Below are 12,515 nucleotides of genomic sequence, written 5' to 3'. Positions count from 1 at the left end.
GGTATTCTGGAGCGAATTTGCGCGTCTCTGGCCGCGTCCAATTGTGGCGGAAAAAAGGCGAAAATGGGGCGTGTTGCCACATTTTACTTGTTTTGCCACATTTGCGCCACTATTTAGGAGCCCGAGCCGAGTGGGGTCGAGAGACGGGATCACTTGGCTTCGGCGCTCACCCATCGCGGGAAAGTGCCTGATTTATTCGCTGAATAAGGAATTACTACTATGCGTAAGTTCGTTCTTGCCGCTGCTGTTGCAACTTCTGCTCTTGGCCTTGCTGCTTGCGGTGAAACCGCAGACGCAGTTGGCGAAACCGGTGACGCAATGGCTGCAGACGCAGCTTCGATCGCTGACGACGCAACTGCTGCAGCCGAAGAAGGCGCTGCTGCTGTTGAAGGCGCTGCTGACGAAGCTGGTGCTGAAATGGCTGAAGGCGCTGCTGACGTTGAAGCTGCTGCTGACGAAGCTGCTGCTAACGCAGAAGCAATGGTTGATGGTGAAGACGGCGAGTAATCGCCCGAACCGACCAGCGTTTTTGCTAGTCAATAAAGAGGCGGCACCCCAGTGGGGCGCCGCCTTTTTTGTGTTCGCGACGGGAAAAGGCGTTAACCGCCGCCAAGTCGCGGCGCGCTCACCCAATTGCGGTTATCGCGAGCCTTCGCATTGAACCCATCGTACAGCGCCCTTGCAATCGCCGCGATCCGCGCTTCTCGGTCACGCCGTGCGCCTTGCCCGGTCACGTAAATCGCAACCGCAACCGCCCGCCCATCGGGGCTTTCTATAATGCCCACGTCAGAAGAGGTGTTGTTGAGTGAGCCGGTCTTGTGGCTCACCTTTGCCTCACCCGGCATATTGGCAACAATGCGGCGTTTGCCCGTCACTGTGCGGCTCATCGCACCAAGCAGGATGCGGCGGCTTTCTTCGTTCAGATATTCGCCGCGGTAAAGCCCGCCCAACAGGCGCACCATCGCTTTGGGAGTGGCAGCGTCGCGTTCGTCTATCCAGTTGGCCGGATCATATTCGCCATCGTCGCGCACCAGCGTTGCGATGTCGCGGTCAATAGAAAAGTCAGTGATACCCTGACGCCGCATCCAGTCGTTGACTGCCGGTGGGCCGCCCACTGCTGCCAGCAAAGCGTCGGTCGCCGGGTTGCTCGAGCGGGTGATCATGATCTCGATAAGATCAATCGCCGCCATGTAATTGCCCTTGCGCACAGGCGCTGCAGGCGAGGAAAACTTCGCAGAGCGCACCGGGATGAGAAGCGGAAATTCTGATGTCAGCGAATATCGCCCTTGCTCGACCATTTCGAGATAGGTGGCGGCTACCGCGATCTTGCTGGTCGAGGCCATTGGGAAAAGTTGATCGCCCAAAACGGTGATCTGTTCGCCGGTTGCAAGGTCCCAGGCGGCAACGCCGATGCGCCCTTGGCTGCCATCGGCCAGCTGCGCAATGCGTTGTTCGAAACCGCTGGCGTAGATCGCCTCGAAGGTCGAGGGCTCGCGCGCCTGTGTGCCAAAGGCATCGTCAAAACTCGCCTGCAGTTGGTTTTCCTCTGCGAAGGCAGGAGCGGAAAAGACAGCAAGGAGCGCCGCGAAAGGCGCTGCTTTGCGAGCGAGCGAGGAGAGAAGGGGATGGAGAGCCATTAAGCGCAAATACTCCGAACAAGGTTAGCGTGGGCTTAAGCGCAAATTCTAGGGCTCTACACAGCGTCGCTGCAAGAAAATTGGCGCGCCCCTGCGCCGAAGTGTGCCGCGCACGCGACCGATTCGCCGATGATAAACTGCGCTTTGCACTAATTATAATGCGGCGGTCCCTTCGATTGTTCCCTTGTTGCGTATCGATGGCAAGTATCGGCTATGGCCTTGACTGGCACGTGCATTCGGGCAGGAATGGCGTCAATTCACAAAACATGAGGACATGAATGATCATGCAACGCAAACTAGCTTTGGGGTCTCGCAGCCTGATTACCGGCCTTCTTTTGACCGGCTCCAGCATCGCTATGGCGCAAAGCGCGCCCATCATCCTGCCCGGCGCGCCCGGACAGGCGAGCACCACGTTGAGCGCCGAAGAAGCGAGCGAGATTGCAAAGTCGAGTTACACCGATGCCGACGTTGCCTTCATGCAAGGCATGATTCTTCACCACCAGCAGGCCGTCGAGATGTCCGAACTGGTCGAAGAACGGACCAATAACGAAGAAGTTGTCACCATCGCTGGCAAGATCTTGTCGAGCCAGGCCGATGAGATCGAATTCATGAACGGCTGGCTGTCGGATCGCGGCGAGCACACTGTGATGGCCGGCATGGATCATTCGGGTATGGATCATTCGGGCCACGCACACCACGGTCACCACGCGATGGACCATTCGCAGATGGCTGGCATGGCGACACCTGAGCAGATGGCCGAGCTTGCCACGCTAGAGGGCGCGGCTTTTGACAAGATGTTCCTTACCCTGATGATTGCCCACCACGAGGGCGCGATCACAATGGTCGAGGATCTGCTTGAGCAACCGGGCAGTGCATCTGACCCTGTCCTGTTCCAGTTTGTCGGTGATATCGAAGCCGATCAGAGCAGTGAAATTGATCGCATGGATACTCTGCTTGCAGGGCTCTCAGCGGATCCGCGTTCAGGTCTCGCTGTTGGCTTTGCCGATGCGGGCGAAGCGATCATGAACCTTCGCAAGGTGGTGTCGCTGCCAAAGCCAGCGGGTTTCTTTAACCCGGACAACCCGGCCGATCTTCGTCCCGCTCTTCCCTCCGATGAAGACGAAGATGCACCGACACAGGCAGGCTCGGATGCAGAAGACGATGCCGAAGAGGCAGTGGCCGTGCCCGAAGAAGATGGCGAAAGCCTGACGCAATTTGCCGAGCGTTCGCCGCTGCTTGATTTTGCCAATACCGATATGGCGTTCTTCGACGACATCATGGTCGCTGGTAACTATCACGGTTTCAACATCTACAAGCTTGGCGAAGATGGTGCGCCGACTCTTATGTCTTCGGTCGTGTGTCCGGGGGGGCAGGGTGACGTATCGGTCGCAGGCAATTTGCTTATCATGAGTGTGGAACAGACGCGCGGCCGGGTCGATTGCGGCCTGCAAGGTGTCGAGGGTGAGGTCAGCGAAGAGCGTTTCCGCGGACTTCGCATTTTCGATATCTCCGACCTTTCTGCGGTCCGCCAAGTGGGTCAGGTGCAAACCTGTCGGGGCAGCCACACCCACTCGATCGTGAGCGCGGATGAAGAAAAGCTGATCGTTTACAACTCGGGCACCTCAGTGGTGCGCGAGACTGAAGAACTTGAACGCTGCGTTCCCAATCGCTCCGATACGCGCACCGCGCTGTTCAGCATTGATGTGATCGAAATTCCGGTCGCCAACCCGGCCGCGGCCCGCATTACCAGTTCCCCGCGCGTTTTTGCCGACAACGCGACAGGCGAAATCGCCGGTCTCTGGAATGGCGGCAAGTCGAGCGATGATGCGCAAGACACCCGAGAAACCAATCAGTGCCACGACATCACCGTGTTCCCGTCGCTGAAAATCGCGGCAGGCGCGTGCTCGGGTAACGGGATCATCATGGATATCTCCGATCCATACAATCCGGTGCGCACCGATAGTGCGTTCGACAAAGGGTTTGCCTATTGGCACTCGGCCACCTTCAACAATGACGGCACCAAGGTAATCTTTACCGACGAGTGGGGCGGTGGTGGCCGTCCGCGCTGTAAGGCATCGGACCCGATGACCTGGGGTGCGAACGCGATCTATGACATTGTCGATGGCAAGCTTGAATTCCGCAGCCATTACAAGATGCCCGGACCGCAAAGCGACACTGAAAACTGCGTTGCGCACAACGGCTCGATCATCCCTGTCCCAGGCCGGGATCTCTTCGTCCAGAGCTGGTATCAGGGCGGCATCAGCGTGATGGACTTCACCGACAGCGCGAACCCCCAGGAGATCGCCTTCTTTGATCGTGGGCCCATCGATGATGAGCAGCTTGTGGTCGGCGGTTACTGGTCATCTTACTGGTACAATGGCCGCATTTACGCGACCGAAATCACGCGCGGGCTCGATGTATTTGCGCTTGAGCCATCAGACTATCTGACTGCTGAAGAAATCGCCGCAGCCGAAGCTGCAAGCTATGCCAACACCCGCTTCAACCCGCAAACCCAAACGCAGGTGACGTGGGATGAGGACGCGATCGAGGCAGCCGCAAACAGTCGTAAAGGCGGCTAGGAACGAACCTGGTCTGAACGAAAAAGGGCGCGCGGGGTTAAAACCCTGCGCGCCCTTTTTGTATCGGCATTGCAACCCCGTCAGGCGTCTTTCACGCTTTGGATCCATTGGTCCACGCGGGTTTCAAGAATTGACAGCGGCACCGAGCCGCCACCCAGAATCGTATCGTGGAAGCCGCGAATGTCGAACTTGTCGCCAAGCTCTTCTTCCGCCTTCGCGCGCAGTTCCTGAATACGGATCATGCCGATCTTGTAGGATGTCGCTTGCCCCGGCAGCACGTAGTAACGCTGCACTTCGCTGCGGACCGCAGCTTCGGGATTGGGCGAATTTTCGAGCGCGTATTGCACTGCTTCTTCCTCGCTCCAGCCCTTTGCGTGAATGCCGGTGTCCACCACAAGACGGATTGCACGCCATATCTCGCTGGAGAGGCGGCCGAAGTCGGAATAGGGGTCCTGATACCCGCCCATCTCCTTGGCCAGAAGCTCGGTATAGAGCGCCCATCCTTCACCGTAGGCAGAGATAAACCCGCCTTGCGACTGGAACTTTGGCACGCCTTCCAATTCCTGAGCGATGGAAAGCTGCATGTGGTGGCCTGGATTGCCTTCGTGATAGGCGATCGATTCCAGCTCCGGGATGGGCATGGCGGTCATGTCGGACAGGTGGGCATAATAAATGCCCGGACGCGAACCATCGGGCGTGCCGGCCCGATAGTGCTGTGCAGCGCCGTCCTGTTCGCGGAATGGTTCAACCCGGCGCACTTCCAGCGGAGCCTTGGGAAGTGTGCCGAAAAACTCAGGCAGACGCTCGGTCAGCGCATCGATATGCGCCTTTGCCTGGGCGATGTATTGCCGGGCGCCCTCATCGTTGTCGGGGTAGAAGAACTGCGGGTCGGTCCGCGTGAATTCAAAGAATTCCTGAAGCGTTCCTTCGAAGCCAACCTCCTTCATGATTTCGCGCATTTCAGATTGAATACGCTCAACCTCATCGAGCCCGATCTGGTGAACCTCGTCGGCGGTGAGGTCGGTCGTGGTCATTTCCCTGAGCGATGCGGCATAAAACGCCTCACCATTGGGAAGGGCGGTGACCCCGACGGTTTCCTCGCTCGTATTGGGGCGATCTTCCTCGAACCATGCGACCGTGCGCGCATAAGCGGGCGCAAAGTTTTCCGTCAGCGCAACCCGAGCTTCTTCACGCAGTTCCTCGGCGCGTTCTTCGGTGATCTTGTCATCCTCTACCAAGGTGGTGAGATGGCGCTCGACGCCCTGCCACATAGCCGATGGCTCACCATCGTCGAAGGGAGCGCCTGAGGTGAGGTTGTTCGATTCCAGAATAACCGCATCATAGGCAAAGCGCGGTGCGCGGGTTCCCGCAGCCGCATTCGCCTGTGTACGGGCGAGCAATTGATCCATTGCCGTGCCGATCCCGCCGATACGCGCGATGAAGGCTTCCATATCGCTTTCATTCTCGACCGTGTGCTGGGTCAAGAGGAAGGTGGGAAGGCTCGATTGCGCAGACCCCATCTGGTGAAGGATATAGGCTTGCTCGCGAAACTCCCACGAACGTTCCGCCTGTTCGAGGCGATACATCCACATGTCGTAGGACAGCTTGGCTGCGTCGGTGAGCTCGTCATAATCAAAGCTCGCTTCCATCTGCGCGGTCGCATCACGCATCCACTCAAGCTGTGCAGCCTGCGCGTCTTCGCTGAAATCGTCGATCTTGTCGTAATCGGTCTTGCGACCAAGTCCGGTTTGCGTGATCGGCGAGAACGCGAGCTGTTCTTCGAATTTTTCGTCGAACCATGTGTTCAGGCATTCGGTTTGGGCGGTCTCGCCGCATTCAACCGTTTCAACAGGCGTCAGCGCATCGCAACCGGCGAGCGCGACCGAGGCGAGCAGCAAAGCTGCAAATTTCGTTCTCATGGGATTTCCCTTGTTTGTCACTGTGCCTGTTCATGGCGCACGAAGATACACAAGGGAAGAGGGAGACTAGTCGTGTGCGATCAAATCATTTGTCATCGGACATCCTGCGCGCATACGCCACCAGCTCTGTAATCCTGAGGCGGGTTCCTGCTAATGTCTGACGCGAAAGGTCTGCGCCCACGTGCTCTGCTGTGGCAGACGCTTCTGCGAACAACCGTCCCCCAACCGACACCACCAGAGATTGATCAGGCATAGTCATGCGCGAATGTTTCACGGTTTCGCGAAGGCGCGCAATGCGACCTTGCCTCGTGATCGCATCGGATAAGCCGATATCGACCGCATCGGGCTTTTGCGCATCAATCTGATTGGCGAGCGCTTCATCGCTGCTGGGATAGGCCATCTCCACCGACCAGCCTGCGTCGCTGAATTGATCGGCAAGAAGCGTGGTGCCCAGTATATGGGTTTCGCCCGGCGCCGCAGCCAACAGGATCGAGTATTTCTTGGAACGCAGCTGCTCGATGTCGTCACTATAACGCACCGCATGTCCGGCCATTTGCAAGATGCCCAGACCCAACGTGAGGTCGAATTCCGTGCAGTCATCGGCGAGCCAGGCATCCCCCATGGCGCGCGCGGCGGGCTCAATCAGTTGCCGGACGACTTCGTCTCCATGCCAGCCAGAGCTCGCAAGACGTGCAAAGAGTTCGCCGAGGCCCGCCTCGTTGGCATCAAACGCATCGCGCACAACGCGCTGAACATATTGGCCCAGCGGGTGACGGCGACGAAGCCTTTCCCATAAGGAACGCGGCGCGTGTTCGCGTTTGCGATAAAGCAGAAGGTCCCAATCCGAAAACAGCCGGGCATGGGCATAATGCTCGCTCAAAAGCTCGATGTTCTGATGACGCTCATCTTGCTGGATCGAGGCCCATACCGCAGAAAGCCCCAAGGGTGGTCCCTCCAGGGTTTGCAGGAAGCGGCCGTCTTCATAAAGCAGCATACCCGTGACGCCCACGCTTTGATTGCGCAGCCGTGCCTGGGCGACAAGCGCGTTCAACTCGCTGTCTGAAGGGGGTTCTGAGGCTAGGCTTTGGTAGGTAAGGCAGCCGAATAGATCGGCATGATCAGCGCCTTCTTGATGCCCCTGCATTGCTCCACCCTCCGTTAACGGACGAGGGAATGGCGTAGCATCGGCATGCAGGACCGCATTAAAGGGTCTGTGCGATGCCTAGTTATACTGCGCCATCTCTCTCCCGCAGATCCCATTTTTCGCGGAAAGTTCTCTTCTCTTCCCGTCTGTTCTTTTTCAGACACCTGACCCGCCAAATCCATGCAGCCGGCCATGTGTCCTTGCCAATGCGACGCAACCTCCAGCTGCGGATCATTGGCGCTCGTGCGGGGGGTGCTCGCGCACTGGAACCGCACTACCATGTCCGAAGCGGGTGTCGACGCGAGGGTCGGACGACTCTGCCTCGTCACAGTGAGTGTATGATCCATCAGACACTTGGTAGCGTCAAGTGCATTGTATGCATCAAAGATAGGGTATGCTGTCCGGCTCGGGTCCTAGATTAACCGTGGTAAATCAGAGGCTTGAACCTATCTGATCGCGCCCGCCATACAAAAGCCCCGCCGAACCAAAGTCCGACGGGGCCCTGTTAAAAGACTGTAAGGTTGGAGTGACGGTTGGCTTAGAAGCCCATGCCGCCGCCCATGCCGCCCATGCCGCCCATATCGGGCATTGCAGGAGCCGAACCCTTGTCTTCCGGAGCGTCGGTGATCGCCGCTTCGGTGGTGATGAGAAGGCCGGCAACCGATGCTGCGTCTTGAAGCGCGGTGCGAACAACCTTGGTCGGGTCGATCACGCCAGCTTCGACGAGGTTCTCATAGGTGTCGGTCGCCGCGTTGAAGCCCTGGTTCTCATTGTCTTCACGAAGCAGGTTGCCGGAAACAACCGCGCCGTCGTGTCCAGCGTTCTCAGCGATTTGACGGACAGGCGCCATGATTGCACGGCGAACGATGTCGATGCCGCGGGTCTGGTCGTCGTTGTCGCCTTTGAGGCCTTCAAGCGCCTTGGTTGCGTAAAGAAGCGCAGTACCGCCACCAGGGACGATGCCTTCTTCAACGGCTGCACGCGTTGCGTGAAGCGCGTCATCAACGCGGTCCTTGCGCTCTTTCACTTCGACTTCCGAAGCGCCGCCAACCTTGATCACGGCCACGCCGCCTGCGAGTTTCGCGAGACGCTCTTGCAGCTTCTCACGGTCATAGTCGCTGGTCGTGGCTTCGATTTGCGCACGGATTTCGCCCACGCGGGCTTTGATGTCGCCTTCTGAACCTGCGCCGTCGACAATGGTCGTGTTGTCCTTGTCGATGGTGACGCGCTTGGCTTCGCCGAGCATGTCGAGAGTGACTTTATCGAGGGTGATGCCGAGCTCTTCGCTGACCAGTTCGCCTTTGGTAAGGATCGAGATGTCTTGCAGCATTGCCTTGCGACGATCGCCAAAGCCAGGAGCCTTGACCGCAGCCACTTTCAGGCCGCCGCGCAGTTTGTTGACCACGAGTGTCGCGAGCGCTTCGCCTTCGATGTCTTCTGCGATGATGAGAAGCGGACGACCCGACTGCATCGCAGCTTCGAGCACTGGCAGCATGGCTTGAAGGCTGGAGAGCTTGCCTTCGTTGATGAGGATGTACGGGTTGTCGAGTTCAACCGTCATCTTGTCCGGATTGGTGATGAAGTATGGCGAAAGGTATCCACGGTCGAACTGCATACCTTCGACGACGTCGAGTTCAAATTCGAGGCCTTTGGCTTCTTCGACGGTGATTACACCTTCTTTGCCGACCTTCTCCATGGCTTCAGCGATCTTCTCGCCGACTTCTTTATCGCCATTGGCAGAGATGATGCCGACCTGTGCGATTTCAGCAGAGCCAGCAACGTCTTTCGAACGGCTCTTGAGGTTTTCGACGACCTTCGCAGTCGCAGTGTCGATACCGCGCTTCAGGTCCATCGGGTTCATGCCAGCAGCAACAGCGGTCATGCCTTCGCGAGCAATCGCTTGGCCAAGAACGGTTGCAGTGGTGGTGCCGTCACCAGCAAGGTCATTGGTCTTCGACGCAACTTCCTTGAGCATTTGTGCGCCCATGTTTTCGAACTTGTCGGCAAGCTCGATTTCCTTGGCAACCGATACACCGTCCTTGGTGATGCGTGGTGCGCCAAAGCTTTTGTCGATGACAACGTTACGGCCTTTCGGGCCGAGCGTGACTTTAACAGCGTTTGCGAGCGTATCTACACCGCGAAGAATGCCTTCGCGTGCTTCGCGGCCGAACTTTACGTCCTTTGCAGCCATGATAGTTTCTCCTGAGAAATCTTAGAAATTGGGGAAGCGTAAAACGAGCTTCGACTAAACCCTTTGGGTTCAGCCGATGATGCCCATGATGTCGCTTTCCTTCATGATGAGGAGGTCTTCACCGTCGATCTTGACTTCGGTGCCGCCCCATTTGCCGAACAGAACGCGGTCGCCTGCCTTTACGTCGAGAGCGACGCGGTTGCCTGCGTCATCGCGCACGCCTTCGCCAACGGAGACGACTTCGCCTTCGGATGGCTTTTCCTGCGCGCTGTCTGGGATAATGATGCCGCCTGCGGTCTTCGTGTCGGCTTCGATGCGACGGACCAGAACGCGGTCGTGAAGTGGACGAAATGCCATTGTAATGACCTTTCTTGTCTTGGGTTGATAAACGTCATTGGCACTCTCCTCCCGAGAGTGCCAGCGCGAGCGGAAATGGTTGTCGCCTCAGCAAGAGTCAACAGGTCCTGTGAGAAAAAATTACATCGATGAATTGTGCATCCCGGATGGAACCGTTGCGGTGCTTGAATTGTAGATAGGCTTAAGCCAACGAGCACCAAATGTGCGAGTGATCAAACGCCTGTGCGCAACAGCCTTCCAAATGAGACTTCTCTATGAACATCAACCCTGAAATCGCCACCCTAACCTATGCTGAGCAGGGCCTCATCTGGCTGCGCATGAACATCATGGACATTGCTGGCGGGATCGCTGTTCTGGTGATTGGTCTTACCATCGGCAGCCTGATATCACGCTGGGTGCTCAAGGGCCTGACCCACTCATCCAAGCTGGACATCTCAGTCGCGCGGATCATCGCGAAGACGGTCAAATACGCGATCTGGGCGATTGTCCTTTTGACAGTCCTGGCGCAATTCGGGGTCGAGACGACCAGCATTATTGCAGCCCTTGGTGGTGCAGCGCTTGCTATAGGTCTGGCGCTTCAGGGAACCCTTTCCAACGTCGCATCAGGCGTCATGATCATGACACAGCGCCCTTTCCGCGTGGGCGAGGCGATTATGGTCGGAGGTATCGCTGCCAAGGTTGAAGAGATCGGCCTGTTTACAACCAAGCTCAAGCAGTTCGACGGGCTGTTCGTGATGATGCCGAACAATGAAATCTGGAACCAGCCGATCACCAATTACACGCGCAATCCGCAGCGCCGTTTCGAGCTGATCGTGGGGATTGGCTATGACGACTCAATGAAAGAGGCGCGCCAGGCCCTGCTTGATCTGGCTGCTGCTGATGAGCGCGTTCTGGACGATCCGGAACCGGCTGCTTTCGTCGCATCGCTTGACGACAGTTCGGTTGGTATCGGCCTTCGCGTGTGGTGCAACACAGACGATTATCTCGCGCTCACATGGGACCTTACCGAAGCAGCGAAAGCGAAGTTCGACGAGAAGGGCATCAGCATCCCGTTCCCGCAACGGGTAGTGACGACGATGGCCGCTTAAGAGAGTGTTTAAAGCGGTTTTCTGACAAGTCCCAAGCGCTCGCGCGCCATCCAGCGCCACAAAAGGAAAACCGCAGCGCAAGCCAGCCCTGTTGCAAGTCCGATCCAAACACCCACGCCTTGAAGAGGGGTGAAAAAGCCAAGCCCGATGGAAAGCCCTATACCCGGCACCCAGTAGCTGAAAATCGCGATCCACATTGGCACGCGCGTATCCTGGAGCCCGCGCAATGCACCCGCTGCGACGGCTTGAACACCGTCCACCAATTGGAATGCGGCAGCCATCACGAGATATTGCAGTGCAAATCCGACGAGCGCCGCGTTCTTCGCGGCATAGGGATCCACGTAAATCGAAAGCAGGGTGTAAGGCGCGATCACCATCGCGCTGGCGGTGCAGGCCATAAATCCGGTTGAGATCGCAAGCGCCACCCACCCTGCGCGCATGACGCCCAACGGGTCTCGCGCGCCATAAAAATAGCCAACGCGGATGGTGACCGCCTGGCCAATGCCAAAGGGCACCTGAAAGGCGAGCGCTGCCAATTGCAGAGCGACCGTATGACCGGCCAGTTCGCTCGCGCCAAACCGCCCCATCAGGAACGCGGCCGCGCCGAAAATGCCGGCCTCGGCGGTAACGGTGAGGCCAATTGGGGTTCCAACCCTGACTATCTGCCAGAAGCGATCCCAATCGGGCGACCACAATCTGCCGAACACATGATAGCGATGAAGCTTTGGATCGAGCCTGATCGCAAGAATATAGGCACCAAGCACCACCAGTGAGGTGACGATTGTCGCAATGCCTGCACCCATCAGTCCCAGCTGCGGCGCGCCAAAATTACCGAAGATCAGCGTGTAATTGGCAAACGCATTCACAAAAATACCAAGGCCGGTGATCGCGGTTGCAAGGATGGGCCTGCCAAGGGCAGATACGAAATAACGCAGGGCCCCTGCCGCGAGCATCGGGATGAGAGAAAAGATAATGATGTAATTGTAGTCGCGTGCCATGGAAATGATGCCGGTTTGCTGACCGGTGGCGCGCATGATCGGTTCGAGCATCAGGCAAAGCCCCATCCCGACAAGGCCCGTCATGACCGCGAGCCAGAGCGCCATGCGCACCGATCGGCGAACGGGTCGAAGGGTTGGACCGCCCGAACCAACCGCTTCCGCAATAAGCGCTGCAACCGCCCCGATAAGCGAGGTCATCGCCCACAGCACCAGCCCGAACAAAGATACCGCGAGTGCCGAGGCAGCCAGCGGCTCATCTCCAAGCCTTGCGATGAAGATCACATCGACCGCATAGGTCAGCATCTGGAGCAGGTTCGCACCGGCAAGCGGCGCGGCGAGCGCGAATGTGGCGCGCAGCTCTTCTCCCCATGTGGGGGTCGCCCGGGGCGCTGGATTTCGCGGTCGCTCTTGCATCTTCGCCAACTCCGCCCGCCCAATAGCGAGCCGGTCCGGATAAGAGCCAGAAGAGCATTGGCAAAGCGAATTTCGACGCCGCCGGCCAAGCAACCGCGCGTGTGTTGTATTGCCGCACCGCCGAGTGCGGCGACACAAATGTCTTTATCTCAAATGTAAAACGCTCCATAATGGACGCGATCGGCAAG

At 57.8% G+C, this 12,515-nt stretch carries 9 protein-coding genes; 3 read left to right on the top strand and 6 right to left on the bottom strand.

Going from position 1 to position 12,515, the window contains the following annotated elements; translation table 11 throughout:
* The first annotated feature begins 219 nt into the window (after positions 1 to 219).
* Positions 220 to 507 (top strand): hypothetical protein, encoded by a 288-nt coding sequence (locus MWU38_RS05510; protein ID WP_247270812.1) that lies wholly within the window; start codon positions 220 to 222, stop codon positions 505 to 507.
* A gap of 92 nt (positions 508 to 599) precedes the next feature.
* Here the strand turns inward: MWU38_RS05510 and MWU38_RS05505 are convergent, their stop codons facing one another.
* On the bottom strand, positions 600 to 1,637 hold the full coding sequence (locus tag MWU38_RS05505) for a serine hydrolase (RefSeq protein ID WP_247270811.1): 1,038 nt from the start codon (positions 1,635 to 1,637) through the stop codon (positions 600 to 602).
* 284 nt (positions 1,638 to 1,921) lie between these two features.
* On the opposite strand from MWU38_RS05505, the gene MWU38_RS05500 reads away from it, so the two are divergent.
* Positions 1,922 to 4,216 (top strand): DUF305 domain-containing protein, encoded by a 2,295-nt coding sequence (locus tag MWU38_RS05500; RefSeq protein ID WP_247270810.1) that lies wholly within the window; start codon positions 1,922 to 1,924, stop codon positions 4,214 to 4,216.
* A gap of 80 nt (positions 4,217 to 4,296) precedes the next feature.
* On the opposite strand, the gene MWU38_RS05495 is transcribed toward MWU38_RS05500, so the two are convergent.
* The 4 genes from MWU38_RS05495 to MWU38_RS05480 all read right to left on the bottom strand — a co-directional run bounded on the left by MWU38_RS05495 (position 4,297) and on the right by MWU38_RS05480 (position 9,827).
* The gene (locus tag MWU38_RS05495; RefSeq protein ID WP_247270809.1) at positions 4,297 to 6,135 is read right to left on the bottom strand and encodes a DUF885 domain-containing protein; all 1,839 of its coding nucleotides are present in this window, start codon (positions 6,133 to 6,135) and stop codon (positions 4,297 to 4,299) included.
* An 85-nt stretch (positions 6,136 to 6,220) separates the two neighbouring features.
* Positions 6,221 to 7,279 (bottom strand): BLUF domain-containing protein, encoded by a 1,059-nt coding sequence (locus MWU38_RS05490; RefSeq protein WP_247270808.1) that lies wholly within the window; start codon positions 7,277 to 7,279, stop codon positions 6,221 to 6,223.
* Between the two features lie 538 nt (positions 7,280 to 7,817).
* Positions 7,818 to 9,470, bottom strand: a complete 1,653-nt coding sequence (groL, locus tag MWU38_RS05485; RefSeq protein ID WP_247270807.1) for a chaperonin GroEL — start codon at positions 9,468 to 9,470, stop codon at positions 7,818 to 7,820.
* Positions 9,471 to 9,539: 69 nt separating this feature from the next.
* Positions 9,540 to 9,827, bottom strand: coding sequence for a co-chaperone GroES (locus MWU38_RS05480; RefSeq protein ID WP_247270806.1), 288 nt, complete (start codon positions 9,825 to 9,827; stop codon positions 9,540 to 9,542).
* Between the two features lie 254 nt (positions 9,828 to 10,081).
* Here MWU38_RS05480 and MWU38_RS05475 point away from each other — a divergent pair, with 254 nt between their 5' ends.
* Entirely contained in the window at positions 10,082 to 10,915 is an 834-nt protein-coding gene (locus tag MWU38_RS05475; RefSeq protein ID WP_247270805.1) for a mechanosensitive ion channel domain-containing protein, read from the top strand.
* Positions 10,916 to 10,923: 8 nt separating this feature from the next.
* Here the strand turns inward: MWU38_RS05475 and MWU38_RS05470 are convergent, their stop codons facing one another.
* Positions 10,924 to 12,327 carry an MATE family efflux transporter gene (locus tag MWU38_RS05470; protein ID WP_247271248.1) on the bottom strand — a complete coding sequence of 468 codons (1,404 nt, stop codon included), beginning with the start codon at positions 12,325 to 12,327 and terminating at the stop codon, positions 10,924 to 10,926.
* Positions 12,328 to 12,515: the final 188 nt, after the last annotated feature.

The sequence above is a fragment of the Qipengyuania sp. S6317L1 genome, assembly GCF_023015615.1.
In the GTDB taxonomy this organism is placed as follows: Bacteria; Pseudomonadota; Alphaproteobacteria; order Sphingomonadales; family Sphingomonadaceae; genus Erythrobacter.
The sequence above is the reverse complement of the archived record's forward strand: the minus strand, read 5'-3'. Positions and strand labels throughout refer to the sequence as shown.